This is a genomic window from Streptomyces sp. NPDC006012, from assembly GCF_042871185.1.
GTDB lineage: Bacteria > Actinomycetota > Actinomycetes > Streptomycetales > Streptomycetaceae > Streptomyces.
On record NZ_JBIAIE010000002.1, the window covers coordinates 477844 to 504095 of the forward strand.

Below are 26252 nucleotides of genomic sequence, written 5' to 3' on the forward strand. Positions count from 1 at the left end.
ATCAGACCCCCTCTGAGTCCGCGAACGACGCCTGGTAGGCGGCGAACTGGGCTCGTTCCTCGTCGACGAGCGCATGCCCGTCCGCGTACACGTTCTCGAAGATGGCGAAGGTGTCCGGGTCCGGCATGGCACGGACCGCTTCGCGTACTCGTTTGCCCAACGCTTCACTCTCCGCGTCGAGTTCCGTGAAGAATCCCTCGTCCGCGTGGTTTGACGACTCCAGATAGCGGCGAAGGCGCAGGATCGGGTCCTTCGCCTCCCAGGCGGCGCGCTCGTCGTCGTGCCGGTAGCGGGTGGGATCGTCGGAGGTGGTGTGGGCGCCCATCCGGTAGGTGTACGCCTCGACCAGCGTCGGGCCCTCGCCATTGCGGGCGCGCTCCAGCGCCCACCGGGTGACCGCGAGGCAGGCCAGCACGTCGTTGCCGTCCACCCGGATGCCCGGGAAGCCGTAGCCCTGGGCGCGCTGGTAGAGCGGGACGCGGGTCTGCCTCTCGGTCGGCTCGGAGATCGCCCACTGGTTGTTCTGGCAGAAGAACACCACCGGGGCGTTGTAGACCGCGGCGAAGGTGAACGATTCGGCCACGTCGCCCTGGCTGGAGGCGCCGTCGCCGAAGTAGGCGATCACCGCGCTGTCCGCGCCGTCCTTGGCGACGCCCATCGCGTAGCCGGTGGCGTGCAGGGTCTGGGAGCCGATGACGATGGTGTAGAGGTGAAAGTTGTTGCTGTTCGGGTCCCAGCCGCCGTTGTTGACGCCGCGGAACATGCCGAGCAGGTTGGTCGGGTCGACGCCGCGGCACCAGGCCACGCCGTGCTCGCGGTAGGTCGGGAAGACATAGTCCGCCGGCCGGGTGGCCCGGCCGGAGCCGATCTGGGCGGCCTCCTGGCCCAGCAGCGAGGCCCACAGTCCCAGTTCGCCCTGGCGCTGGAGGGCGGTGGCCTCGGCGTCGAAGCGGCGGGTGAGCACCATGTCGCGGTAGAGGCCGCGCAGCTCCTCGGGGGAGATGTCGGCGACATACCCGGCGAGTTCCGCGTTCCTGGCGTTCTTCGCGTTCTTCGCGAACTTGACGCGTTTGCCCTCGGGGGTCAGCAGCTGAACCAGCTCGGGTTCGGCGCTCTGCGGTGCAGTGGTGCTGGCGGTTCGGGTGGTGCCGGTGGTGCCGGCCTTGCGTGCGGCGCTGCGTCGCGGCTTGCGCGCGGCACTGCTGTCCACGGTCACGTGTTGCTCCTCCGTCGGTCCGGCTCCCGGGGTTGCCGGGTAACCAGTGCGGCTCACCGATTCCAGACCACCGGGCACGGGGTGGGTGCCGCTCGGCCGGGAACAGGCGGGACAGGTGCCCCGGCGAGCGCCCTGCAGAAGTCACGTTACCCAGTGCGCCACATATCTGTGAAACCCCCCCTGACCTGCGTTTTTGCTTGGATATCCAAGTAAATCGACGCGGACTGGAAGGACGCTGGTCACAGCCTTGCAGGAGGCCGGAGCAACGGCACGTTATCCCGGCCACCCGGCCCACGGGAAGACTTCGTATGTGACACTTATCCCGTGCGCGAAGAGGGAAAAGTCCGGGTATTTCTCTTGGATGATCATGAAGTCGTCCGTCGCGGGGTGCACGAACTGCTCTCGGTCGAGGACGACATCGAGGTGGTCGGCGAGGCCGGCACGGCGGCCGACGCGCTGTCCCGGATCGCGGTCACCCGGCCCGACGTGGCGGTGCTCGACGTGCGGCTCCCGGACGGCAGCGGCGTCGAGGTGTGCCGTGAGATCCGGTCCCGGGACGATTCCGTCGCCTGCCTGATGCTGACCTCGTTCGCCGACGACGAGGCCCTGTTCGACGCGATCATGGCGGGCGCCTCCGGATACGTCCTGAAGGCGATCCGCGGCCATGAACTGCCGGCCGCCGTGCGGGACGTCGCCGCGGGGAAGTCCCTGCTCGACCCGGTGGCCACCGCACGGGTCCTGGAGCGGCTGCGCGGCGGCGGCACGGCCCGCGCCGACGACCGGCTCGCCCGCCTGACCGACCAGGAGCGCCGGATCCTCGACCTGATCGGCGAGGGCCTCACCAACCGCCAGATCGGCGAGCGGCTGCACCTCGCCGAGAAGACGATCAAGAACTATGTGTCGAGCCTGCTCGCCAAGCTCGGCATGCGCCGGCGCTCCCAAGCCGCCGCGTACGTGGCCCGGATGCAGGCACAGGGGCACTGACACCAGCGCGCCGGCCACCGCGCGGGACACCCACGCGCGCGGAGCACGTCCTCCACAACAGGGCCGTGCGGTGAACGTGCCGGGGACCCCACGCGCGCGGAGCACGTCACTTCGAGCACGTACTGTGAACGAATGCGACTGCGTGTGACAAGGCCCAGCTCACCGGCCCTTTCTGTGCCCTAGCATCTGCCGCGTGCCGCGCTCATGTGTACCATCCCACGCGCCCCCGCTGGGCGCCCTGCTGCGCCTGTACTCCGCCGGTTCGCCCCTCACCTGCGAGCCCGTCGACCAGGGCCTCCTCAACCGCGGCTACCGCCTGTGCACCACCCGCGGCCGCTACTTCCTCAAGCACCACTTCGACCCCGACACCGCCGACCCCGCCGCCATCGAGCGCCGCCACCGGGCCACCCAGCGCCTGGCCGACCTCGGCGTCCCGGTCGCCCCGCCGCTCGCCCACCGCGACGGCCGCACGGTCGCCGTGGTCGGCGGCCACGCCTACGCCCTGCACCCCTGGATCGACGGCAGGCACCGGCACGGCGGCCAGCTCACCCGCGGCCAGTGCACCCGGCTCGGGGCGCTCCTCGGAGCCGTGCACGCCTGCCTGGAGCGCGTGATGCCGCCCAAGGCGGGCACCCGGCCCGCCACCAGCCCGCATCCGGTGGAGAGCGCCGACCCCGCCGCCACCTTCAGCCTCATCGACGACCTGCTCGCCCAGGTGCGCCGCCACCGTCCGTCCGACGCCTTCGACGAGCTGGCCAGACACCGCCTCCTGGAGCGGCGCGCGCTGCTCGAACAGCACGCCGACCGGCGGCCGCCGCGCGGCGGCTCGGTGGGCTGGGTGCACGGCGACTTCCATCCGTTCAACCTGCTCTACAAGGGGGACGCGCCCGCCGCGATCGTCGACTGGGACCGGCTCGGCGTGCAGCCCCGCGCCGAGGAGGCCGTCCGCGCAGCGGCGATCTTCTTCGTCCGGCCCGCGGGCACCCTCGACCTGCCGAAGGTGCGGGCGTACGCGCGCGCGTACCGGCGCGCGGCCGGGGCCACGCCTTCACAGCTCGCCGCGGCCGTGCACCGCGTGTGGTGGGAAAGGCTCAACGACTTCTGGATGCTGCGCTGGCACTACGAGCGCGGCGACACCCGCGCCGACCCCCAGTTCCCGGCCGCCTCGGCACTGGCGGTGTGGTGGACACGGGAGTACGACGCCGTGTGCGACGCCTTCGTGGCATGAGTGGCATGGGCGGGATCCGACGCCACGCGGACGCCGTGGACCCGGCGGGCCCGGCGAGCAGTACGCGCGCGTGGAGCGTCGTTGCGCTCCCACGCGCGCGGGGAGGCCGCCCGGAACGGCGCGGCCTACGCGGGCGACGTCCTTCAGAGACCTTCGCCGGGCAGGCCGGTGGCTCCCTCGGCCGTGCCGCCCGGGTCGGTCGCCGTCTGCGACGGCTCCGGCTCCGTCGGGGTCCCCGGGTTCGTCGGCTCCTGGCTGGGCTGCGGATTCGAGGGCGTCGGGCTCGTCTCGCCGCTCGCGCTCTCGGACGGGCTGAACGACGGTGTGGGCGACGGGGAGTAGCCGGAACCGCTGTCCGAGTGGGTGGAGTCGTCCGTAGGAGTGTCGTCCGTCTGGTCGCTCGCCTCGTCGCTCGGCCCCTTGCTGGCCGACTCGTGCTCGGCGGACGGCGAGGTGGTCGGCGACTGCGAGGTGTCGTTGCCGCCCTGACCGCCACCGCCACCCGTGTGGTTCAGCGCCAGCGCCACGCCCGCCGCGACGGCGATCACGGCGAGCACGGCCAGGATCCACAGCTTGCCCCGCCCGCTGCCCTTGTTGCCGCGCCCCTCGAAACCGCCCTCGTCGCCGTCTCCGTACCCGGAGGGCAGGATCGGCTGCGGGATCTGCGCGGTGCCTGCGCCGTACTGGCCGGGGTGCTGCATCGCGGTCGTGCCCGCGAAGCCGCCCGCCGGGGTGTGCCGGCCCTCGTGCAGCTCCACCGGGCCGGTGTTCCAGGTGCCCGTGTGGCTGCCCTGCTCGTACAGCATCTGCAGGCCGTACTGAACGAGTCCGCGCATCTCCTCGGCCGTCTGGAAACGGTCGTCAGGCTCCTTGGCCAGCGAGCGCACCACCAGGCCGTCCAGCTCCGGCGGCGAGCCGGCGGTGATCTGTGACGGGGGCGTCGGGAGGTCCTGGACGTGCTGGTAGACCACCGAGAGCGGGGTCTCGCCGATGAACGGGGGCCGCAGCGCGAGGAGTTCGTACAGCAGGCAGCCGGTCGCATACAGGTCGGAGCGGTGGTCGACCGCCTTGCCGAGCGCCTGCTCCGGCGACAGGTACTGCGGGGTGCCCATGACCATGCCGGTCTGCGTCATCGTCGTCGACGCACCGTGCAGGGCGCGGGCAATGCCGAAGTCCATCACCTTGACGGCGCCGTTGTCGGTGATGATGACGTTGGCCGGCTTGATGTCGCGGTGGACGATGCCGTGCTGGTGCGAGTAGGCCAGCGCCTCCAGGACCCCGGAGACGATGATCAGAGCCTGTTCGGGGCCGGGCGCCTCGGCGCTGATCAGAAGTTCGCGGATGGTGCGGCCCTCGACCAGCTCCATCACGATGTACGGCACGGACTGGCCGCCCACGACGTCCTCGCCGGAGTCGTACACGGCGACGATGGCATGGTGGTTGAGCCCGGCCACCGACTGCGCCTCGCGCGTGAAACGGGCCTTGGAGACCGGGTCCTCGGCCAGGTCGGAGCGGAGCAGCTTGACCGCGACGGTGCGTCCGAGGCGCACGTCCTCGGCGGCGAACACCTCGGCCATGCCGCCCCGCCCGAGTCTGTGGGTCAAGCGGTACCGGCCGTCGCCGACGAGCCCTCCGTTGCCCCACATCTCCGGCGCGTCTGACATTCCGCCGCCAGTCGCCTCGGGGTCGGACGGGCCCTGGGCGCTGTGCGTCTGTGCCATCGGTCCTCGCCGTCGTTTCTGCCCGCGGTGCGCGCGGTGTTGTCCCGGTCTCCGTCGGCCACGCTACAGCCTCCGCGCAAGCCTCCGGCCCCGGACCACTGCCCCTGCCGACCCGAAGACGGACCGGCCATGAAACCCGTTGACCATACCGTCGTGCAAATTACGTGCACCGGTCGTACAACTGCGGTAACGCTTCCGCGACGCTTCTTTCGCGTACGGTCACGGAACGGGCACCGACCTTGACGTGTCAGTGCCCTTCGGCAGACTTGGCCGCGAATGGCACATTCGATCAACGGGGCGCCGACGGCGCGGTGGGGGACGCGGAAAGATGAGCCAGGACGGCCCGCAGGGCCGGTATGCGGGGCGGGCGCTGGCCGGCGGCCGCTACCAGCTGCGCGACTTGCTCGGCCAGGGCGGCATGGCCTCCGTGCACCTGGCGTACGACGCCGTGCTGGACCGTCAGGTCGCGATCAAGACGCTGCACACCGAACTGGGCCGGGAACAGGCGTTCCGCGAGCGCTTCCGCCGCGAGGCGCAGGCCGTGGCGAAGCTCACGCACACCAACATCGTCTCCGTCTTCGACACCGGCGAGGACGACGTGGACGGCATGACCATGCCGTACATCGTCATGGAGTACGTCGAGGGCCGCCCGCTGGGCTCGGTGCTGCTGGAGGACGTACGGCAGCAGGGCGCGATGCCCGCCGACAAGGCGCTGAAGATCACCGCGGATGTGCTGGCGGCGCTGGAGATCAGCCACGAGATGGGCCTCGTCCACCGCGACATCAAGCCCGGCAACGTGATGATGACCAAGCGCGGCGTCGTCAAGGTGATGGACTTCGGGATCGCCCGCGCCATGCAGTCCGGCGTCACCTCCATGACGCAGACCGGCATGGTCGTCGGCACCCCGCAGTACCTCTCCCCCGAGCAGGCGCTCGGCCGCGCCGTGGACGCCCGCTCCGATCTGTACTCGGTCGGCATCATGCTGTTCCAACTGGTCACCGGGCGGCTGCCGTTCGACGCGGACTCGCCGCTGGCCATCGCGTACGCGCACGTGGAGGAGGCGCCGCCCGTCCCCTCCGCGGTCAACCGCGCGCTGCCGCCCGCGGTGGACGCGCTGGTCTCCCGGGCGCTGAAGAAGAACCCCAACGAACGCTTCCCGACCGCCGAGTCGATGCGCGACGAGTGCCTGCGGGTCGCCGCGTCCTGTCAGGCGGCCCCGCCGAGCATCGTCCCGGGGACCCCGCCGCAGAGCGGCGCCGGGGTCGGCTCCGCGGTGTTCCCGCCGGTCGACCGGACGGGACCGGCGCCGGCCGGCCCGGTGCAGACGCCCTACCAGCCCGCCCCGGCCCCGAACCCGTACGGCGGCGCACCGGCCCCCTCCCCGGCGTACGGCCACCCGCAGCAGGGCGGCTACCAGGCGCCTGTTCCGCCCGGGTACGGCCCGGCTGCCCCGAACCCGGCGCCGTACGACCTGCCGACCGCGTCCGCGCACCCGTCACCGGGTCCGGACGGCGGCAAGGGGAGCAGACCGGTGGTCATCGGCTCGATCGCGGTGTCCCTCGTCGCGGTCGTCGCCCTGGTCGTCGCCCTGGTGCTGAACGACAGAGGCGGTGACGACGCCGCCAAGGGCGGCGACACCGGTACCTCGGCCCCCGCGTCGCAGGCGGTGGGCCATCGCGGCCCGGACCCGTCGAAGACGATGGACGCGACCGAGTGCTCGGAACCGCGGGAGTCCTACGAGGACCCGGACAAGATCCAGGTCCCCAGCTTCAAGTTCAAGAACGTCAGGTCGGTCAAAGCCTGCTTCCAGAACGCGGGCTGGAAGATGCAGGAGATCCAGGTCGACGAGAACACCTACGGCGAGGGCACGGTCATGGACCAGTTCCCCGCAGCCGGCACGGACGTCGACCCGCGGGACATGCCGATGATCCAGCTCAAGATCTCCACGGGCGATCCGGCGACGGGCTGAGCCGCAGGGGCGGAGGCTGCGGGGCGGAGGCCCACGGGCCAGAGGCCGCGCGGGGCGGGGCCGCGATCGGGAATCGGCCATCGGCGATCGGCGATCGGGGTCCGGGAGCGGCTGAGCGGCTGAGCGGCGCGGCGCTGAGTCCGGGCGGACGGTTCGGGCAGGACGTGCAGGTGGTGCAGGCCGTACCGACGGTGCGAGCCGTACAGGCCCGAACGGGCCCCGCGGGCCGAGGGCCCGGCGGCGTGGCCGGGCCCCTCGGGGAGCGGCGGTCTACAGGTACGGTCCGCCCGCACGGCCGCCCAGGTGCTTGTCCTCGGAGACGTCGGCCCCGCCCACACCCGGCGGCAGCGCACGACGCATCTGCTCCAGCTGGGCACGGGCGGCCATCTGCTGGGCGAACAGCGTCGTCTGGATCCCGTGGAAGAGACCCTCAAGCCAGCCCACCAGCTGGGCCTGCGCGATGCGCAGTTCGGCGTCGCTGGGCGTCGCCCCGTCGGTGAAGGGGAGGGAGAGCCGCTCCAGCTCCTCGACCAGCTCCGGGGCGAGACCGTCCTCCAGTTCCTTCACCGAGCTGCGGTGGATCTCCTTGAGCCGGGCACGGCTCGCCTCGTCCAGGGGAGCGACGCGCACCTCTTCGAGCAACTGCTTGATCATGCTTCCGATCCGCATGACCTTGGCGGGCTGCTCGACCTGCTCCGTCACCGGGATCTCGCGCGAGTCGTCGTCTCCGCCGCCACCGAGAGCCATGCCGTCCTGGCCCACGACCAGGATCTGGGGGTTCTCGGGCGACCTTTCGTTCCTCGGCATCTCCATGCCGCCATTCTCTCGCACGCCCGCAGCTCACCGTCCTGGCGCCCCCTGATCTTCCTGATCCGCCCGTTAGACCTGTCGGCGGAGTGCGGAATGCCGGGATTGAAGCGACATGTGAGGCTTGGCAGTGTTGATCTTGACGACTGGGTTCCGGGAGGTCACCGACGTGGCTCCATGGCTGCGTTTCACGCTCCGCCTCGCGCGGCTGCTGCTGGTGCTGGCGGCGGTCCTGGTGCCGTGCGGCACGGCCACCGCGTACGAACCCGAGGCCGCGCCCGCGGACTCCGCGAACCCCTCGACCTCCGCCGAGCCGTCCCCGGCCGGGAGCCGTACGGGCGGAGCGCTGCCACGGCCGGATCACCCGGACGGCCCCGCGGTCCCCACCAAGGGCAAGGAAGACCCGGATCGCACGCACGACACGGACGACACGGACGGCACGGAAGGCGCCGACGACGCCGACGAGGAGATCGGGAAAGGCGAGGGAGACGGAGACGACGACGCCTCGCCACGGCAGACCGGCCCGCGGAATCCGCACGAGGACGACGACGGCGACGGCGTCACCGACCCCGTCGGCTCCCAGTCGCCCCAGGCAGCCGGCCGGCTCCCCTCGGCGACCCCGTCGGCCGACGCCGCGAACCCGGGCATCGCCGGCGACGGAGGGGAGTCCGCCACCGAGCCCGCCATGCGGCTGCTGCCCCTGGGCAGCGGACTGATCCTCATCGGTCTGGGCCTCGGCCTCGCCTTCCTGGGGCTGCGGGTGCGGCGCGGCTGAGGGGCCGGGGCGGCGTGAGGATTACGGCGTGACCAGCAGGACCTTGCCGATGTGGTCGCTCGCCTCCAGCGTCCGGTGGCCCTCGGCAGCCTGCGACATCGGCAGTTCACGGTCGACGACCGGACGGACCTGACCCGAGCCGAACAACGGCCACACATGCTCGCGTACCGCCGCCACGATGGCTGCCTTCTCGGCGAGCGGGCGGGCCCGCAGCGAGGTCGCGCTGATCGCCGCCCGCTTGACCAGCAGCGCGCCGAGGTTCAGCTCGCCCTTGCCGCCGCCCTGCAGTCCGATCACCGCGAGCCGCCCGTTGACGGCGAGCGCCTGGACATTGCGCTCCAGGTACTTGGCGCCCATGTTGTCGAGGATGACGTCCGCGCCCGCGCCGTCCGTGGCCCGTTCCAGCTCGGCCACGAAGTCCTGCTCCCGGTAGTTGATCAGGATGTCCGCGCCCAGTTCGGCGCACCTCTCCAGCTTCTTCTTGCTGCCCGCGGTGACGGCGACCTTGGCGCCCACCGACTTGGCCAGCTGGATCGCCATCGTGCCGATGCCGCTGGACCCGCCGTGCACGAGCAGCGTCTCCCCCGGCCGCAGCTGGGCGATCATGAAGACGTTGGACCAGACCGTGCAGACCACCTCGGGCAGCGCGGCGGCCTGCTTGAGGTCGACGCCCTCGGGGAGGGGCAGCAACTGCCCCGCCGGGACGACGACGCGCTCCGCGTAGCCGCCGCCGGCCAGCAGCGCGCAGACCTCGTCGCCGACGGCCCAGCCGGTGACGCCGGGCCCGATCGCGGCGATCCGGCCGGAGCACTCCAGACCGGGGTAGGGGGAGGCGCCGGGCGGCGGGTTGTAGAAGCCCTGCCGTTGCAGGACGTCGGCGCGGTTGACGGCGCCCGCCACCACGTCGACCAGCACTTCGCCCTCGCCGGGAGGTGCCGGATCGGGCACCTCGCTCCACACCAGCGCCTCGGGACCACCAGGTTCGGGAATCGTGATCGCATGCATGCCCCGGACGCTACTCCTCCGCCCTGGGCGGGGTCCCCGACACGGCTCCGACAGTCCACGGGACCAGGCTCCGGGCCCCGGCCGACCGCACAGACCTGCCTCCGGGCCCCGGCTGTCCGTTCAGGTCCGGTGTTCAGGGCTCAGGCCCAGCGTTACCGGCTCAGGCCCGGTGTTCCCGGCTCAGGCCCGGGGCAAGTGGCGGATTCCGGGCGCGATCCGGGGCGTCGGCGACGCCCGGACGATCGTGATCAGACGGTCGGTCAGCTGGAGGGCTCCGACGGACGGATCGTCGTAACCGAGCACCCGGTGCCCGCGTACGACGCTCACCACCAGGTCGTCCGTCTGCCGCGGGCTCTTGCCGACCTCGGCCTTGACCACCGGGCGTTCGACGATGTCGAGCCCCATGCCCTGCTGGATGAGATCCTCCATGACCATGCCCGCGGCGGGGCTGAGCACGGACAGGCCGAGCAGACGGCCTGCCGCGCTGGCGCTGGTGATCACGGCATCGGCGCCCGACTGCTTGAGCAGCGGCGCGTTCTCCTCCTCACGCACCGCGGCCACGATCTTGGCGCCGGGGTTGAGCTGCCGGGCCGTCAGCGTGACGAGGACGGACGTGTCGTCGCGCTGCGGGGCGATGATGACCTGCCGGGCCTTGTGCACCTCGGCCCGCTTCAGCACCTCGCTGCGCGTGCCGTCGCCGGCGACGCCCGCGTACCCCTCGGCGGTCGCCGCCTCGACCGCCTTGGAACTGGGATCGACCACGACGACCTGATCCTTCTTCAGGCCGGTCGCACAGACGGTCCGAATCGCCGACCGCCCCTTCGTGCCGAAACCGATGACGACCGTGTGATCCCGCAAGGTGGCCCTCCAGCGCGTTCCCGAAAGTGACTGGCTCGTGTCTGCCCACGGCTACCCCCGTGTGGCAGGGTCACCCACGTCATGTGGACGGTGGCCGACCGGTCTGCCGGGGTGGACAAGTATGTTTCTCCCGCTCCTGCACGGAACATGGTCCTCTAGATCCGCGACGTCGACCGCAGAGGAAGCACCGGATGAGTTCCCCCAGGCAGCCGGCATCCGGCCGAGGCCGCCTTCCGATCCTGCGGTCCCTGCGTTACTGGTCACGGGCCGAGGAGGACCAGTCCGTCAGACTGCCGGTCGGCGTCACCGTGCCGCCCCTCCAACAGGTGCTCCGCCGCCTGGCGATGGCGCTGATCGTGCTCGTCGTCACCACGCTGGTGGTCTGGCTCGACCGGGCCGGATACCGGGACAACGCCGACGGCAAGGTCGACTTCATCGACGCCGCGTACTACGCGACCGTCACGCTGTCCACCACGGGGTACGGCGACATCACCCCGGTGGCCCACGGCGCCCGCATCAGGAACATCTTCGTCATCACACCCCTGCGTGTGCTGTTCCTGATCATCTTGATCGGTACGACCCTCGAAGTCCTCGCCGAGCGCACCCGGCAGCACGTCCGGATCGAACGGTGGCGCGCACGCACCCGCAGCCATGTCGTCGTTGTCGGCTACGGCACGAAGGGCCGGCACGCCGTGGAGACGCTGCTCGGGCAGGGAACCCCGAAGGACCAGATCGTCGTGGTCGACCCGCAGGAGAAGGCGGTGGACGCCGCCGGCAGCGACGGCCTCTTCTCCGTGCAGGGTGACGCCACCCGTACCGACACGCTGCGGAAAGCCGAGTTGCAGAGGGCAGCCCAAGTGATCATCACCCCGCAACGCGACGACACCGCCGCCCTGGTCACCCTGACGGCACGGCAGCTCAACAAGCGGGCGGCCATCGTCGTGGCCGTCCGAGAGGACGAGAACGTGCCTCTGCTCAAGCAGAGCGGCGCCACCACGGTGATCACCAGCTCCAGTTCCGCCGGCAAGCTGCTCGGGGTGGCCATGTCCAGCCCGCACAGCGCCGACGTCCTGGAAGACCTCATGACCTCCGGCAGCGGACTGGACCTGATCGAGCGCCCGGTGGCCTCGGCCGAGGTAGGGGAATCACCACGCCGCAGCGACGATCTCGTCGTGGCCGTCGTGCGCGGCAAAGAGGTGCTGGACTACGCCGACCCGAGGGTGGAGACCCTTGAGCACGGCGACCGGCTGATCACCATCCAGCGTGCTGTGCCGAGCTACTGACGGGCGAGGACGAGGGCTGGCGGACGAGGGCGAAGGCTGGCGGGCGAGTACGAAGGCTGGCGGGGCGGGGACGAAGATCGTCAGATCACGCTGCCGGGACGGGGACGTTTCACGTGAAACACACCCCGATCCCCGCGGATGCCCACGGCAGGTCGAGCAGTTCCGTCTCCTGCCCCTGTTCGGCCCCGCCCGGCGGCACGACCGCCAGCGCGTCGGCGGCGGCGATACCGCGCAGCATGGCCGGACCGCTGTAGTGCAGTGGCACGGCACGGTCACCGCGCACCGCGACGGGGACCAGCCGGGTGTCATGCGGATGCCCGTGCACCGCCTCCCACAAGGGCAGCGCGTACGGCTCGGGGGCGGGGTGGAGGGCCAGGGTGCGCACCAGGGGCTCGGCCAGGGTGAGCAGGCCCGAGACGGCCGCCAGAGGGTTTCCGGGGAGACCGACGAGGTGCTGGTTCTCCTTGGTGCGGGCCAGCAGCATGGGGTGGCCGGGGCGCACCTCGACCCCGTCGACGAGGAGTTCGGCGCCGATGCGGGTCAGCGTGGGGTGGACATGGTCGACCGGCCCGGCCGCGGTGCCGCCGGTGGTGACCACGAGGTCCGCGTCGGAGAGGGTGATGGCCTTCCGGAGGACCTGCGCGTCGTCGCCCAGCCGCCGCACGGCGATGACCTCGGCGCCGAGCGCCTGCAGCCAGGGCGGCAGCATCGGGCCGAGCGCGTCTCGGATCAGACCGTCGTGCGGCAGCCCTTTGGTGAGCAGTTCGTCGCCCAGGACGAACACCTCGGCACGCGGGCGGGGGACGGCGGTGACGGTGTCGTACCCGGCGGCGGCGGCGAGGCCCAGGACGGCAGGGGTGATCAGGGTGCCGACGGGCAGCAGCTGGTCGCCGGTACGGCACTCCTGGCCGCGTGGGCGGATGTCCTGGCCGTGGCCGACCTCGCGGCCGGCGTGCAGGCGTCCCTTGGGGTCGGTGCGGCCGTGTTCGGAGCGCAGGACCGCGGTCGTGTCGGCCGGGACGCGGGCACCGGTCGCGATACGCACCGCCTCGCCGTCGGTCAGCGGCTCGGGCTGTGTCTGGCCGGCGAGGACGCCCTCGTCCCGGACAATCCAGGGGCCGGGCCCGGCGACCGCCCAGCCGTCCATCGCGGACGTGTCGAAGGAGGGGAGGTCGCTGAGTGCGTCGAGCGGGGCGGCGAGAACCAGGCCGAGGGCACCGGTGAGCGGCACCGAGACCGGGGCGCGGCGGGAACCGGACCGGGCGGCCCGCGCGGCGATCTCCCGGGCCCGCCGCCAGGGGGTGGCCCGGTGCTCGTCTGCCGGGGCGGGCACCTGACCTGCGGAGGCGGAGCCGTGGCCGTCACCGGGACTGTTGGGTTGCCTGTGCTCCCTCACGAGGGCGAGCGCCTCCTCGACGTCGAGGTCGTCGGTGTCCTCGGCGGGCCCGTCGGCCCGGATGCCGCGGGCGGTCATCCGGCGTGCGAGCCCGGGTCGGGCTGGTCGGTGGGGCGCGGTGCCCCGGCCTGCGCGGTGTCGTTGCGTTCCGCCGGTTCGGCTGCCCGCGCGGCCTGCGCCTGCTCGGCCTCTTCTTCCCAGCGCAGCGCCAGCGCGGCGGCCTTGCGGGCGGCGTCGGCGACGGCCTCGGGGCCGCCCTTGCCCTGGGCGGCGGCGTAGCCGACGAGGAAGGTGGTCAGCGGTGCGGCGGGGCGGGCGACCCCGTGGGCGGCGTCACGGGCCAGGTCGAGCAGCACGCCGGTGTCGACGTCCAGGTCGATGCCCAGCTCGTCCTTGACTGCGGAGATCCATTCATCCAACACGTGTTCATGCTCCCTGATCCGTGCCCTTGCGGCGGCGATGTCGTCCCAGGTGTCGCAGTCGAAGGACGCGAGCGGGTCCGGGACGCGGGTGAGGTCGAGCGCGCCGGTGAGCCTGCGCAGCGGCAGTCCGGTGAGGCTGCCGTGCGCGTCGGCGAGCGCCGCGAGTCCGCGGCGCAGCGCGCTCGTGCGGTACGCGGCCACGAGCGGCTGCTCGCGGCCGTCCGCGTCGGTGACCAGCGCCCCCTCGGCACCGGAGGACACGAGGGCCGTCAGCAGCCCGTCCACCGTGGCCGCTGCGAGGAACGGCAGGTCGGCGGAGAGTACGACCGCGTACTCCGCTGCGGTGTGCCGCAGCCCGGCGTCGAGTGCGGCGACCGGACCGGCACCCGGAGGTTCCTCGCGCACCCAGCGCACGGGGCGCGCGGTGGGGCGGGGGCCGGCCACGACGACGGTCCTGCGGGCGGTGGCGCAGGCGGCCAGCACACGGTCGAGCAGGGACCGCCCGCCGACCCGGAGGCCGGGTTTGTCGACCCCGCCGAGCCGCCGGGCAGCACCGCCCGCCAGGACGACGGCGTCGTACGGCTCCGCCGTCCCGGCGGCGGGAACGTTGTCGGTCACACCCCGAGTATGCGTGCCGCGCTGATCACAGGGAAACGATCCGGGCGGACGTGATCCGCGGGCAGCGCCAAGACGGAGCGCTCGGGTCGGCCGCCCGGCCGCCTGATCACCGCGCGGTCACAGCGTCCGCAGCAGCACCGCCGGCTGTTCCACGCAGTCCGCGACATACCGCAGGAAGCCGCCCGCGGTGCCGCCGTCGCAGACCCGGTGGTCGAAGGTGAGCGAGAGCTGCACGACCTGCCGCACGGCCAGCTCGCCCTCGTGCACCCAGGGTTTGGCGGCGATGCGGCCGACGCCCAGCATGGCCGCCTCGGGGTGGTTGATGATCGGTGTGGAGCCGTCGACGCCGAACACTCCGTAGTTGTTCAACGTGAAGGTGCCGCCGGTGAGGTCTGCGGGGGTCAGCGTGCCGGCACGGGCGGCCTCGGTCAGCCGGGCGAATTCCGCCGTCAGGCCCTCGGTGTCCCGCGCGTGCGCGTCGCGTACGACGGGCACGACGAGGCCGCGCTCGGTCTGTGCGGCGAATCCGAGGTGGACGCGGTCGAGCCGGACGATCTCCCGGGCCTCGGTGTCGACAGTGGAGTTCAGGTCGGGGAACCGGGCCAGGGCTGCGGTGCAGATCCGGGCGAGGAGCGCGAGGACGGAGATCTTCGGTCCGCCCGCCGCGTTCATCGCCGCCCGCGCGCCGAGGAATTCGGTCGCGTCGGCGTCCACCCAGCAGGTCGCGTCCGGGATCTCCCGGCGGCTGCGGGACAGCTTGTCGGCGACGGCCCCGCGCATGCCCTTGAGAGGGATGCGGGTGGCCGCGGCGGCCGTTGCCGGGGCTGGTCCCGCCGCCACCGGGGTGAGAGGAGCGGGGGCGGTTCCGGCGGCCGGTGTGGTCGCACCCGCGGTGGACGAGCCGCCCGTCGCGGCGGCCCGGAGTACGTGCTCGACATCCGCGCGCAGGATCAGCCCGTCGGGACCGGAGCCGGTCAGCTGCCGCAGATCCACCCCGTTGTCCCGGGCGAGCCGGCGGACCAGGGGGGAGATCACGGGTACGGGGCCGTCTGCGGGGCGGGCGGCCCCCCGCGCGGGTGCCGTGGCCACCGCACCGGTACCGGCGACCGTGCCGGACGCCGCGGCCCCGCCGAGCGCCGCCGTCCCACCGGACGCCGCCGTCCCACCGGACGCCGCCGTCCCACCGAGCGTCGGCCGCACCCTGCGCCGCCGTGCCGGAGGCGCCCCCGTGCCGTAGCCGACCAGGACGTTCCCCGAACCCTCCGGCTCGCCGCCCGGAGCGTCCGTGGAGTCCGCCCCCACCGCGACCGTCAGCAGCACCGCCCCCACGGGCAGCTCGGCACCCTCCTCGCCGAAGCGGGCCGTGACCACACCGCCGTACGGGCACGGCACCTCGACCATCGCCTTGGCCGTCTCGACCTCGACGACCGGCTGGTCGACGGCGACCACGTCACCGACCTCGACCAGCCAGCGGACGATCTCCGCCTCGGTCAGCCCCTCACCGAGGTCGGGCAGCTTGAACTCCAGCACCTGTGCCATCAGCCCTCGGCCTCCCACTGCAGCCGCGCCACCGCGTCCAGGATCCGGTCGACACCGGGCAGGTGGTGCCGCTCCAGCATCGGCGGCGGATAGGGGATGTCGAACCCGGCCACCCGCAGCACCGGCGCCTCCAGATGGTGGAAGCAGCGTTCGGTGACCCGCGCCGCGATCTCCCCGCCCGGCCCGCCGTACCCGCCCGACTCGTGCACCACGACCGCGCGGCCGGTCCGCCGGACCGACGCGCAGGCCGTCTCGTCGTCGAACGGCACCAGGGAACGCAGGTCGACGACTTCGAGGTCCCAGCCCTCCGCCCGTGCCGCCTCGGCGGCCTCCAGGCAGACCGGCACGGACGGCCCGTACGTGATCAGCGTGGCGCTGCGCCCGGGGCGCCGCACCACCGCGCGGCCCAGCGGTTCGACGGCCGTGGGCTGCTCCGGGTTCCAGGTGTCCTTGGACCAGTACAGGCGCTTGGGTTCGAGGAAGACGACCGGGTCGTCGGAGGCGATGGCGGAGCGCAGCAGCCCGTAGGCGTCGGCGACGGTGGCGGGCGTGACGACATGGAGCCCCGGAGTCGCCATGTAGTACGCCTCGGAGGAGTCGCTGTGGTGCTCGACGCCGCCGATGCCGCCGCCGTAGGGGATCCGGACGGTGATCGGCAGGGGCATCGCCCCGCGGGTGCGGTTGCGCATCCGCGCCACATGGCTGACGAGTTGTTCGAACGCCGGGTAGGCGAAGGCGTCGAACTGCATCTCCACGACCGGACGCAGCCCGTACATCGCCATGCCCACGGCCGCGCCGAGGATGCCGGCCTCGGCCAGCGGGGTGTCCGTGCAGCGCTCGTCGCCGAACTCCCGGGCGAGCCCGTCGGTGATCCGGAAGACACCGCCGAGGGTGCCGACGTCCTCGCCCAGGACGTGCACCGCGGGGTCGTCGGCCATCGCATCGCGCAACGCGCGCGTGAGGGCCTGCGCCATGGTGGCGGGCTTGACGGCGACGGTGGTCATCGGTGACCGCCTTCCGGGCCGGCATCTGCCTCGGCGTCCAGTTCGGCCCGCAGCAGGGCCTGCTGCTCGCGCAGTTGCGGGGTGGGCGTGGCGTAGACGTGGGAAAACAGGTCCATGGGGTCGAGCGCAGGGTCCTGGTTCATGCGCTCGCGCAGGCGCGCGGCCATCGCCTCGGCGTCCTCGCGGGCGGCCGTGACACCGTCCTCGTCGAGCAGCCCGCGGCCGGTCAGCTCCCGCTCCAGCAGCAGGACCGGGTCGTGGTCGCGCCAGGCCTCGACGTCGGCGTCGCCGCGGTAGCGACTCGCGTCGTCGGCGTTGGTGTGGGCGTCGATGCGGTAGGTGACCGCCTCGACGAGCGTCGGACCGCCGCCCTCGCGCGCGTGCCGTACGGCGTCGGCGAGGACCTCGTGCACCGCGGCCGCGTCGTTGCCGTCGACCAGCCGGCCCGGCATGCCGTACCCGACGGCCTTGTGGGCCAGGGAGGGCGCGGCGGTCTGCTTGGCGAGCGGGACGGAGATCGCGAAGCCGTTGTTCTGCACCAGGAAGACGACCGGCGCCTGCCAGACGGCGGCGAAGTTCAGCGCCTCGTGGAAGTCGCCCTCGCTGGTGCCGCCGTCGCCGACCATGGCGAGCGCAACCACGTCGTCGCCCTTGAGGCGGGCCGCGTGGGCGAGGCCGACCGCATGCGGCAACTGGGTGGCGAGCGGGGTGCTCAGCGGGGCCACACGGTGCTCGTAGGGGTCGTAGCCGGTGTGCCAGTCGCCGCGCAGCAGGGTAAGGGCCTCGACCGGGTCGACGCCGCGGGCGACGACGGCGAGGGTGTCGCGGTAGCTGGGAAAGAGCCAGTCCCGGTCCTCCAGGACCAGCGCGGCGGCGACCTCGCAGGCCTCCTGGCCGGTGCTGGAGGGGTAGACGGCGAGCCGGCCCTGCTTGGTGAGGGCGGTGGCCTGGGCGTTGTAGCGGCGGCCGCGCACCAGCTGGGCGTACAGCCGAAGGAGCAGGTCGGGATCGGTCTGGGCGGCCGCCTCGGTACCGAGGACCCGGCGGGGCTCGGCGTCGGGCAGCAGCGGTGCGGGGTCCAGACGGGGCTGCCAGGCGGGCGGCGGCGAGGGCCGGTACGCGCCCCGCTGCTCCATGACCGTCATGACGGCACACCTCCTCATGGGAGTGGCTACGGGAGGCGTGTCGTCGTGACCCGCCTCACCCACCGATTCTTCGGTCGCCGACACATTTTGGCTACAGGCACCGTCAGGCTGTGGACAAACGGTTCTCCACAACTTGCAATGAACGCAGTACGTCCATGCCAGGGAGGCAGGAGGACATGGCACCTGAACAAATGGCCGAGGGCCCCGAGGCCGATGCCGCGCTGCCGCCCCCGCGCCCGCTGGACGCCATCGACCAGGACATCCTGCGGATCCTCCAGTCGGACGGCCGGGCGTCGATACGGTCCGTCGCCGAACGCGTCCACGTCTCGCGCGCCAACGCCTACGCCCGGATCAACCGGCTCGTCGAGGACGGTGTCATCCGGAGCTTCGGCGCCCGCGTCGACCACGAACGGGCAGGTCAGGGCACATCGGCATACATCACGCTGACGATCGTGCAGAACTCCTGGCGCTCGGTCCGCGAGCAATTGCGCGAGCTGCCCGGCGCCTCCCACATCGCGCTGGTGGGCGGCGATTTCGACGTGCTGCTCCTGGTGCACACGCCGGACAACCGGGCGCTGCGCGAGCTGGTGCTCACCCGGCTCCAGGCGATCCCGGAGGTACTGAGCACCCGCACACTGCTGGTGTTCGAGGAAGAGGACCTGGAGCCGAGCGGCTGACGTCAGCCGCTGCGCAGCCCGGAGAAGACCAGGCGCACCACCGCATCGGCGACCTCCCGCTCGGTGACGCCGCGCCCGTCGGGCCGGTACCACTCCACAATCGAGTTGATCATCCCGAAGGCCAGCCGGGTCGCCAGCCGCACGTCCACGTCCTCGCGCACGTCACCGTCGGCGGCGGCCGCCTTCAGCAGCATGGCCACCCGGTGGTCGAAGTCGCGGCGCCGCTCCAGGGCCCAGCGCTCGGTGGCGGTGTTGCCGCGCACGCGCAGCAGCAGCGTCACGTAGGGCAGCTCGGCCATGAGGACCTCGACCATCCGCCGTACGACGTGCTCCAGGCGCTGAACGGGCCGCCCCACGCGCGCGTGCTCCTCGTCGAGGATCCCGAAGAGGCCGTCGAGCGCCCTGCTGACGGCACGCCGCAGCAGTTCCTCCTTGCCCGCGACATGGTGGTAGATCGACGACTTGGAGATGCCGGCCGCCTTGGACAGGTGCTCCATCGACGTGCCGTCGTAGCCGCGCTCGTTGAACACCTGGACAGCCACGGAGAGCAGGGTCTCGGGGGTGTACGTGTCACGCCTGGCGGTGGTCATGAGGCGCTGCCCTCCACCCGTTCGTCGGCGTACGCGTGGCGGTAGAGCGCGAGGGACGGCGCGTAGCGGCCGCAAGGGTCGCGCCGGTGCAGGTCGCCCAGGAAGTCGTAGGCCCAGCTGCGGCCGAGCCGGCGGCTCCATTCGAAGGGGCCGAGGGGGTAGTTGACGCCGAGGCGCATCGCGGTGTCGATGTCCTCCTCGGTGGCGACGCCCTTGGCCACGGCGTCGTGCGCGAGGTCGATGATCCGCGCCACCGTACGGGCGACGATCATGCCGGGCATGTCGCCGATGACGCTGACGTCCTTGCCGAGCGCCTGGAAGAGGCCGGTGGCCTCGGCGACGGTCTGCGGGGAGGTGTCCTGGGAGGCGGACAGCGCGATGCGGGTGGCGCTGCGGTAGTCCAGCGCGAGGTCGAAGTAGACGACGTCGCGGAACTCCACCGAGGTCTGCCCGTCGGCGAGGGCCAGCTGGCCGCCGCCGGGCAGCGTCAGGCGGCTGCCGCGGTCCTCGTCCACCCGGCGGACATGGATGCCTGCCTCGCGGATCAGTCCGAGCAGGTCGGCCGCCGGGCCCAGGTCGCCCTCGGCGACGACGTAGGCGGGCGCCTGCTGCGGCTCGGCGGTGTGCGGCTCGGAGCGCTCGGCGTCCGCGCCGTAGTCGTACCAGCCGTGCCCCGACTTGCGGCCGAGCCGTCCGGCCTCGACGAGCCGGCGCTGCGCGAGCGAGGGCGTGAAACGCACGTCCTGGAAGAACGACTGCCATACGGAGTGCGTGACGGACTCGTTGACGTCCTGGCCGATGAGGTCGGTCAGCTCGAAGGCGCCCATCCGGAAGCCGCCGCACTCGCGCAGGACGGCGTCCACGGTGGCGGGGTCGGCGGCCTGCGACTCGTGGAGCGCGAACGCCTCGGCGTAGAAGGGCCTGGCTATCCGGTTGACGATGAAGCCCGGGGTGTCCGCGCAGGCCACCGGTGTCTTGCCCCAGGCGCGTGCCATCTCGTACGCGCGCGTGGCCGAGGAGACGTCGGTGGCGAACCCGGAGACGACCTCGACCAGCGGCAGCAGCGGGGCCGGGTTGAAGAAGTGCAGGCCCACCAGGCGTCCGGGGCTGCGCAGGGCGCCGCCGATGGCCGTCACCGACAGGGACGAGGTGTTGGTGGCGAGCAGGCAGTCCTCGGAGACGACGCCCTCCAGCTCGCGCAGCAGGTCCTGCTTGACGTCCAGCCGCTCCAGCACGGCCTCCACGACCAGCTCGCAGTCGGCGAGTTCGGCCAGGCTCCCGGCGGGCAGCAGCCGGGCCCGGGCCGCGTCCCGCTCGACCCCGGTGAGCCGGTCCTTCTCGACGAGCCGGTCGAGGCGGGCGCCGATCGCGGCGACCGCTTCCGCGGCTCGCCCGGGGACCGCGTCGTACAGCCGTACGAGGTGGCCCGCGACCAGGGCGACCTGGGCGATTCCCTGGCCCATGGTGCCGGTGCCGACGACGGCCACGGGGCTGCTGAGGTCAAGTCCTGTCATGTGCGCGATCCTCCCGCACGACGTTTTCCACAGATGCCGCGGACCCCCTTGTCCCGACCGATCGTTCGGTTACTCTAACCCTGACGGAGCGTCCCTGCCCATGTTTGCGCACAGGTCATGAGCTCGACGACGGGCTCTTGAAACGAGGAGTTGGTCCCGCATGGCCGCCCAACCGACCGAGCACGCACTGACCGCCAAGCACCGGCCCACCCTCGACCAGGCGCTGGAGGCCATCCGCACGCGCGCGTACTGGTCCCCGCACCCCGAGCACCCCAAGGCGTACGGCGAGCACGGCAGCCTGGACGCGGCCGCGGGCAAGGCCGCCTTCGACGCCGTCCGCGGCACCCGTCTCGACCTCGGCCAGCCCGGCACCGACGACTGGGTCGGCGGCGAGGTCTCGCCGTACGGCATCGAGCTGGGCGTGACCTACCCGCACCCGGACCTCGACACGCTGCTGCCCGCGATGAAGGCCGGTCAGCGCGCGTGGCGGGACGCGGGCCCCGAGACCCGCGCGGTGGTCTGCCTGGAGATCCTCGCGCGCATCAGCGCCCGGACGCACGAGTTCGCGCACGCGGTGATGCACACCAGCGGGCAGGCGTTCATGATGGCGTTCCAGGCGGGCGGCCCGCACGCCCAGGACCGCGGCCTGGAGGCGGTGGCGTACGCGTACGCGGAACAGGTCCGCACACCCGGCACGGCCGAGTGGTCCAAGCCCCAGGGCAAGCGCGACCCGCTGAAGCTGACCAAGCAGTTCACCCCGGTCCCGCGCGGCATCGCGCTGGTCGTGGGCTGCAACACCTTCCCCACCTGGAACGGCTACCCGGGCCTGTTCGCCTCCCTCGCCACCGGCAACGCGGTCCTGGTGAAACCGCACCCGCGCGCGGTGCTGCCGCTCGCGCTCACCGTGCAGGTCGCCCGCGAGGTGCTGGCCGAGGCGGGCTTCGACCCGAACCTGGTGGCACTGGCCGCCGAGCGCCCCGGCGAGGGCATCGCGAAGACCCTGGCCACCCGCCCGGAGATCAGGATCATCGACTACACGGGCTCCACCTCCTTCGGCGACTGGCTGGAGACCAACGCCCGGCAGGCCCAGGTCTACACGGAGAAGGCGGGCGTCAACACGGTTGTCGTGGAGTCGACCGGCACCTACCAGGGCATGCTGTCCAACCTGGCCTTCTCGCTGTCCCTGTACAGCGGCCAGATGTGCACCACCCCGCAGAACCTGCTCATCCCCCGGAACGGCATCCGCACCGACGAAGGCCCCAAGACCTTCGACGAGGTGGTCGCCGACCTCGCCCGCGCGGTCGACGGCCTGCTCGGCGACGACGCCCGCGCGAACGCCCTGCTCGGCGCCATCGTCAACCCCGACGTCAAGGCCCGCCTGGAGGCCGCCGCCGGACTCGGCGAGGTCGCCCTCGCCTCCCGCGAGATCGACAACCCGGACTTCCCGCAGGCGATCGTCCGCACCCCCGTGATCGTCAAGCTGGACGGCGCCAAGCCGGACGACGAGGCCGCCTACATGAGCGAGTGCTTCGGGCCCGTCTCCTTCGCCGTCGCCGTCGACTCGGCGGCCGACGCGGTCGAGCTGCTGCGGCGCACCATCCGCGACAAGGGCGCGATGACCGTCGGCGCGTACACGACCGACCCGGCGGTCGAGGAGGCCGTCCAGGAAGTCTGCCTGGAGGAGGCCGCCCAGCTGTCCTTCAACCTCACCGGCGGGGTGTACGTCAACCAGACCGCCGCCTTCTCCGACTTCCACGGCTCCGGCGGCAACCCGGCGGCCAACGCGGCACTGTGCGACGGCGCGTTCGTGGCGGACCGCTTCCGGGTGGTGGAGGTGCGCCGGGAGGTCTGAGAACGGTTGGGGGGCCGATGCCGGTCGGGGGCCCGGGGCCCGTCGGGGACCCAGGACCCGTCGGGGACCGAGATCCGTCGGGCTGGACGGGGCCCTGCGCTCCCGGGACCGACGGGCGCGGGCCCTGGAGCGCGCGGGCCCTGGAGCGCAGGGGTCCATCGGTGCATCGGTGTCACGGCCCGTCCAGCGGTGCGCGCTCAGGCGGACGACGAGGTGCCCCCGGCGGCGCTCCAGTGGTACAGCGTCATCGCCACGCTGGTGGCGAGGTTGTAACTGGAGACCTGGGGGCGCATCGGCAGAGCCAGCAACCGGTCGGCACGCGCCCGCAGTTCGGCGGACAGCCCACTGCGCTCCGACCCGAAGGCCAGCACGGCATCGTCCGGCAGCTTCGTACCCCGGATGTCCTCCCCCTCGGGATCGAGGGCGAACAACGGTCCCGGCGGCAGTTCCTCGACGGCCAGCCGCTCGACCACGGTCGCGAAGTGCAGGCCCGCACCGGCGCGCACGACGGTGGGATGCCAGGGGTCGACGGTGCCGGTGGTGACGACCCCGGTGGCCCCGAAACCGGCGGCGAGCCGGATCACGGCTCCCGTGTTGCCGAGATTGCGCGGGTTGTCGAGCACCACCACGGGCGCCCGACGGGGTACGTCGGCGAGCGCCCGCAGACCGGCCTCCCGGGACGGCCGTACGGCCAGGGCGGCGACCGCGGTCGGGTGTGGACGCGGGACCAGGGACGCGTACGTCCGCTCCGGCACCTCGGTGAGCAGGGCGTCCAGCACCTCCCGCACATCCGCAGCCAGCTCCTCGGCCAGCGCCAGCGCCGCCCGCCGGTCCGTGGTGACGGCCACCGGAACCTCGGCCCCGAAACGCAGGGCGTGTTTGAGGGCGTGGAAGCCGTCGAGCAGCACGGCACCGCCCGCGCGCTCGCGCCACAGGGTCACGGGGTCGGTCATGCCGGGAAGCCTACGCGTAGGAGCGCGGCGCCTTCGGGGGCGCGGGCCGCCGCGGGCCACGACGATCGGCGGTCTGCGCGGCGGGGTGGCCGCCGACGCGCGGTGGCCTGCGTGGCGGGGTGGCCGGGGTGGCGTGCGTGGCACGGTGGCCTGCGAGCGGCTCGGGCCCGGCGACCTTCAGCGTGCCCGGCGGCCCGCTCCTACGGCGATGGTGACGGCGACGGCGGCTACCGCTGAGACTGCGGCTGCGGCTGCGGCTGCGGTTCCTGGTCCGAGGGAGACTCCGGACTCGGTTCCGGTTCTGGGTCCGGCGCCGACTGCGTATCGGACTCCGGCTCCGACTCCGATATCGCCATCGATACCGGCACGGATTCCGGTTCGGGGTTCGGTTCGGTGCGGCCGGTGCCGCGGGGGTGGAGGAAGGGTGCGCGTGCCACCCAGCCGCCGACCCGGCGCAGGAACGGCGTCGGCAGGAAGACCGAGTCCGCGGCGATCATCGCCAGCGAGAAGAACGGCAGCCCCAGGACGACGGCGATCGCCAGGTGCTCGATCATCATCGCGACCAGGAGGACGTTCTTGACCCGCCGGTTGAACAGCGTGAACGGGAAGGCGACCTGCACCATGACCGTCCCGTACGTCACCAGCATGACCATGATGCCGCTGGCCGACAGCAGGCTGGCGAGGGCCGGCCAGGGCGAGAAGTAGTCGAGCTGCAGCGGGTAGTAGACCGCACTGCCGTCCTGCCAGCGGGAACCCTGGATCTTGTACCAGCCGGCCGTGGCATAGATCAGGCATGCCTCGACCATGATCACGAGCAGGGCGCCGTTGTGCAGGATGTTGGCGATCACGTCCAGCAGGGTCCGGGGCTCGGACGTCGGCCCGAACCGTCCCACCAGCCACCACAGCCCCAGCACCGCCCACACGGTCCACAGCAGCGCGGGCACCAGCCAGCCGTTGTCGAACCGGCCGCCCAGCGTCACGGCGGCCAGTACCAGGCCGAAACCGACCCACAGGGCAGGTCCCAGCCGGTCGGTCACCCGCTCCCCACGCGCGCGTGCCGCGCTTTCGCGCGCCGCCCGCCGCGCGTCGAGGGACCACACCTGAGCGCAACGCGTGAACACCAGGTAGATGGCCATCAGGTGCAGCACGTTGTCGCCGCCGTCGCCGACGAAGACGCTGCGGTTCTGCAGCGAGAGCACACCGACCATGAACAGCACCGACGACGTGCGCGAGCGCCAGCCGAGGAGCAGGAGAACGCTGGAGACGACGGCGAGCAGGTAGCAGACCTCGAACCAGAGCTGCCCGTTGGACCACAGCAGTGCCGAGAAAGCGCCGTTGTCGGCGGTCAGCTGCTTGCCGAGAGCCCAGTTCCAGGGGGCGTCGGGGCCGTACAGTTCCTGGCGGTGCGGGAACTCACGCAGCAGGAACAGCAGCCAGGTCGCCGAGAAGCCGATACGGATGACGGCGGACTGGTAGGGGCCGAGCGGGGATCCGGTGACCTGGGCGATGGCGCGCGAGATCGACGGTACGAGACGGTTCACCGCACACCCCCCGCGGCCTCGGCAGCCGGGACCGTCCACCAGGGCAGTACGCGGTAGACGGGCTTGTCGGAGAACTGCTCATCGCTCCACTTGGGCGGGGGCACGCTGGTGGTGCGCGAGCGGACCTGGATCCTCTCTATGGATCCCGCACGGCCGGCCGCGTCCTGCCGGTCCAGGCGCAGCACGACTATCCGCCGTACGTACTGCTCGGAGAGCGCGCCACGCAGTCCTACGGGACGGTTGTCGCCGTCGTGCGTGGAGACGAAGAAGTCCCAGGCCCTGCGGAGTTCGTTCTGCTGGGTGTGGCTGGGCAGCAGGTTGCCGTCGATGGCGCGGCCGTCCTGGGCGGACAGGTCGTACCAGCCGGTCGTCGCGGTGTCGCCGTTTGCCGTGCGGGTCTCCGCGCGGACCTGGACGGCGATGTTCTGCTGCAACGGGTTCGGCGCGAACAGCTTCCAGTTCTGCTCGAACTCCGGAAGGACCCACTCCTGTATCGCCTCGCCGTGCTGCTTCGACACGGTGTTGGCGGGCGCGACGCTCAGGAACACCATGCCGAGGTGCACGCATGCGGCGAGGGTGACGATCGCGAGAGCCAGGGCGGCACCGATCTGGTACCGCGGGGACAACGCGGTGAGTCCGGTACCCGGGACGGCCGGGGCCGCGGAACCAGCTCCCACGGAGACCGAGGCCACACTGACGGGGCCGACACCGAAGGAGCCAGTACCGACGGAGAATGCGCCCTCGTCTCCCGGGGAGGAACCGTCTGGCTGTCTGCCGCCCGGCGGCCCGTCCCACCCGGACCGCGGCCGTACCACGACCGCACCTCCGTCGTTGCCCACTGCACCGCCGACCCGGACTCCGGCCCCGGCTCCGGTCCCGAAGTCTCCGGCCTCGGAGTCGGCCCTGAGGCTCCCGGTCCCGGTCTCGGCTTCGGCTTCGGCTTCGGGCCTGTACGGCGCGGGGCCGGGACCACCCGGCCCTTCCACCGGACGCGCCTCACCCGACCCGTCCAGCCCCTGATGGGCGTGCGAGTCCTTGTCGTACGCGTCCATTCCGCCCCGTTCCCCATCCCGCTTCGTCGTCCGGCCGTCGCCGCGGGTCACCGCGCCGCCCGGCGAACCCTACTTGCTCGGCGCTCGCTCGAAACGGTACTCA

Annotated in this window: 21 protein-coding genes and 1 pseudogene; 7 read left to right on the forward strand and 15 right to left on the reverse strand. The window is 72.3% G+C overall.

All coding sequences use genetic code 11. The features are described 5' to 3' along the window. Position 1 precedes the first annotated feature (1 nt). The gene (gene pdhA / locus ACFYPJ_RS06260; RefSeq protein ID WP_389011275.1) at positions 2-1216 is read right to left on the reverse strand and encodes a pyruvate dehydrogenase (acetyl-transferring) E1 component subunit alpha; all 1215 of its coding nucleotides are present in this window, start codon (positions 1214-1216) and stop codon (positions 2-4) included. 324 nt (positions 1217-1540) lie between these two features. Between pdhA (ACFYPJ_RS06260) and ACFYPJ_RS06265 the strand changes: the two genes are divergently transcribed. Both ACFYPJ_RS06265 and ACFYPJ_RS06270 read left to right on the forward strand, forming a co-directional pair. Next, the gene (locus ACFYPJ_RS06265; RefSeq protein WP_389011278.1) at positions 1541-2200 is read left to right on the forward strand and encodes a response regulator; all 660 of its coding nucleotides are present in this window, start codon (positions 1541-1543) and stop codon (positions 2198-2200) included. Between the two features lie 193 nt (positions 2201-2393). Then, a complete protein-coding gene (locus ACFYPJ_RS06270) occupies positions 2394-3428 on the forward strand; it encodes a phosphotransferase (protein ID WP_389011281.1) in 1035 nt (344 codons plus the stop codon). Positions 3429-3571: 143 nt separating this feature from the next. Here the strand turns inward: ACFYPJ_RS06270 and ACFYPJ_RS06275 are convergent, their stop codons facing one another. Beyond that, complete coding sequence (locus ACFYPJ_RS06275; protein ID WP_389011284.1) at positions 3572-5149, reverse strand: protein kinase; 1578 nt, start codon at positions 5147-5149, stop codon at positions 3572-3574. A 328-nt stretch (positions 5150-5477) separates the two neighbouring features. Between ACFYPJ_RS06275 and ACFYPJ_RS06280 the strand changes: the two genes are divergently transcribed. Beyond that, positions 5478-7118 (forward strand): protein kinase, encoded by a 1641-nt coding sequence (locus ACFYPJ_RS06280; protein ID WP_389011287.1) that lies wholly within the window; start codon positions 5478-5480, stop codon positions 7116-7118. Positions 7119-7388: 270 nt separating this feature from the next. Here the strand turns inward: ACFYPJ_RS06280 and ACFYPJ_RS06285 are convergent, their stop codons facing one another. After that, positions 7389-7931, reverse strand: a complete 543-nt coding sequence (locus tag ACFYPJ_RS06285; protein WP_389011290.1) for a bacterial proteasome activator family protein — start codon at positions 7929-7931, stop codon at positions 7389-7391. Between the two features lie 133 nt (positions 7932-8064). On the opposite strand from ACFYPJ_RS06285, the gene ACFYPJ_RS06290 reads away from it, so the two are divergent. Then, positions 8065-8700: a hypothetical protein gene (locus tag ACFYPJ_RS06290; protein ID WP_389011293.1), complete on the forward strand. Its 636-nt coding sequence runs from the start codon at positions 8065-8067 to the stop codon at positions 8698-8700. Positions 8701-8721: 21 nt separating this feature from the next. Here ACFYPJ_RS06290 and ACFYPJ_RS06295 read toward each other — a convergent pair whose 3' ends face one another. Continuing rightward, on the reverse strand, positions 8722-9705 hold the full coding sequence (locus ACFYPJ_RS06295; RefSeq protein ID WP_389011296.1) for an NAD(P)H-quinone oxidoreductase: 984 nt from the start codon (positions 9703-9705) through the stop codon (positions 8722-8724). A 180-nt stretch (positions 9706-9885) separates the two neighbouring features. Beyond that, positions 9886-10578 (reverse strand): annotated as a pseudogene (locus ACFYPJ_RS06300) (potassium channel family protein); the annotation flags it as partial. Positions 10579-10754: 176 nt separating this feature from the next. Between ACFYPJ_RS06300 and ACFYPJ_RS06305 the strand changes: the two are divergent. Beyond that, the gene (locus tag ACFYPJ_RS06305; protein ID WP_389011299.1) at positions 10755-11846 is read left to right on the forward strand and encodes a potassium channel family protein; all 1092 of its coding nucleotides are present in this window, start codon (positions 10755-10757) and stop codon (positions 11844-11846) included. Between the two features lie 109 nt (positions 11847-11955). Here ACFYPJ_RS06305 and ACFYPJ_RS06310 read toward each other — a convergent pair whose 3' ends face one another. The 5 genes from ACFYPJ_RS06310 to pdhA (ACFYPJ_RS06330) all read right to left on the reverse strand — a co-directional run bounded on the left by ACFYPJ_RS06310 (position 11956) and on the right by pdhA (ACFYPJ_RS06330) (position 17970). Further along, positions 11956-13320, reverse strand: coding sequence for a molybdopterin molybdotransferase MoeA (locus tag ACFYPJ_RS06310; RefSeq protein ID WP_389011302.1), 1365 nt, complete (start codon positions 13318-13320; stop codon positions 11956-11958). Continuing rightward, positions 13317-14282, reverse strand: coding sequence for an NTP transferase domain-containing protein (locus ACFYPJ_RS06315; RefSeq protein WP_389011305.1), 966 nt, complete (start codon positions 14280-14282; stop codon positions 13317-13319). The genes ACFYPJ_RS06310 and ACFYPJ_RS06315 overlap by 4 nt, the downstream gene beginning before the upstream one ends. A 117-nt stretch (positions 14283-14399) precedes the next feature. After that, entirely contained in the window at positions 14400-15821 is a 1422-nt protein-coding gene (locus tag ACFYPJ_RS06320; protein ID WP_389011308.1) for a dihydrolipoamide acetyltransferase family protein, read from the reverse strand. Continuing rightward, the gene (locus ACFYPJ_RS06325; RefSeq protein WP_389011311.1) at positions 15821-16825 is read right to left on the reverse strand and encodes an alpha-ketoacid dehydrogenase subunit beta; all 1005 of its coding nucleotides are present in this window, start codon (positions 16823-16825) and stop codon (positions 15821-15823) included. The genes ACFYPJ_RS06320 and ACFYPJ_RS06325 overlap by 1 nt, the downstream gene beginning before the upstream one ends. Further along, complete coding sequence (gene pdhA, locus ACFYPJ_RS06330) at positions 16822-17970, reverse strand: pyruvate dehydrogenase (acetyl-transferring) E1 component subunit alpha (protein WP_389011314.1); 1149 nt, start codon at positions 17968-17970, stop codon at positions 16822-16824. The genes ACFYPJ_RS06325 and pdhA (ACFYPJ_RS06330) overlap by 4 nt, the downstream gene beginning before the upstream one ends. Positions 17971-18146: 176 nt before the next feature. Between pdhA (ACFYPJ_RS06330) and ACFYPJ_RS06335 the strand changes: the two genes are divergently transcribed. After that, positions 18147-18647 (forward strand): Lrp/AsnC family transcriptional regulator, encoded by a 501-nt coding sequence (locus tag ACFYPJ_RS06335; RefSeq protein ID WP_389011317.1) that lies wholly within the window; start codon positions 18147-18149, stop codon positions 18645-18647. 2 nt (positions 18648-18649) lie between these two features. On the opposite strand, the gene ACFYPJ_RS06340 is transcribed toward ACFYPJ_RS06335, so the two are convergent. Together ACFYPJ_RS06340 and ACFYPJ_RS06345 are read right to left on the reverse strand one after the other, a co-directional pair. After that, positions 18650-19237: a TetR/AcrR family transcriptional regulator gene (locus ACFYPJ_RS06340; protein WP_389011320.1), complete on the reverse strand. Its 588-nt coding sequence runs from the start codon at positions 19235-19237 to the stop codon at positions 18650-18652. Beyond that, positions 19234-20751, reverse strand: a complete 1518-nt coding sequence (locus ACFYPJ_RS06345; RefSeq protein WP_389011323.1) for a 3-hydroxyacyl-CoA dehydrogenase — start codon at positions 20749-20751, stop codon at positions 19234-19236. Before ACFYPJ_RS06345 ends, ACFYPJ_RS06340 begins: the two co-directional genes overlap by 4 nt. A gap of 160 nt (positions 20752-20911) precedes the next feature. Here ACFYPJ_RS06345 and paaN point away from each other — a divergent pair, with 160 nt between their 5' ends. Continuing rightward, a complete protein-coding gene (gene paaN / locus ACFYPJ_RS06350) occupies positions 20912-22603 on the forward strand; it encodes a phenylacetic acid degradation protein PaaN (RefSeq protein WP_389011326.1) in 1692 nt (563 codons plus the stop codon). Positions 22604-22800: 197 nt separating this feature from the next. Here paaN and ACFYPJ_RS06355 read toward each other — a convergent pair whose 3' ends face one another. From ACFYPJ_RS06355 to ACFYPJ_RS06365, 3 genes are all read right to left on the reverse strand, one after another. Further along, the gene (locus ACFYPJ_RS06355; RefSeq protein WP_389011329.1) at positions 22801-23556 is read right to left on the reverse strand and encodes a TrmH family RNA methyltransferase; all 756 of its coding nucleotides are present in this window, start codon (positions 23554-23556) and stop codon (positions 22801-22803) included. A 227-nt stretch (positions 23557-23783) separates the two neighbouring features. After that, positions 23784-25097 carry an HTTM domain-containing protein gene (locus tag ACFYPJ_RS06360; RefSeq protein ID WP_389011332.1) on the reverse strand — a complete coding sequence of 438 codons (1314 nt, stop codon included), beginning with the start codon at positions 25095-25097 and terminating at the stop codon, positions 23784-23786. Beyond that, positions 25094-25774, reverse strand: coding sequence for a DUF5819 family protein (locus ACFYPJ_RS06365; RefSeq protein WP_389011335.1), 681 nt, complete (start codon positions 25772-25774; stop codon positions 25094-25096). Before ACFYPJ_RS06365 ends, ACFYPJ_RS06360 begins: the two co-directional genes overlap by 4 nt. Positions 25775-26252 lie beyond the last annotated feature (478 nt).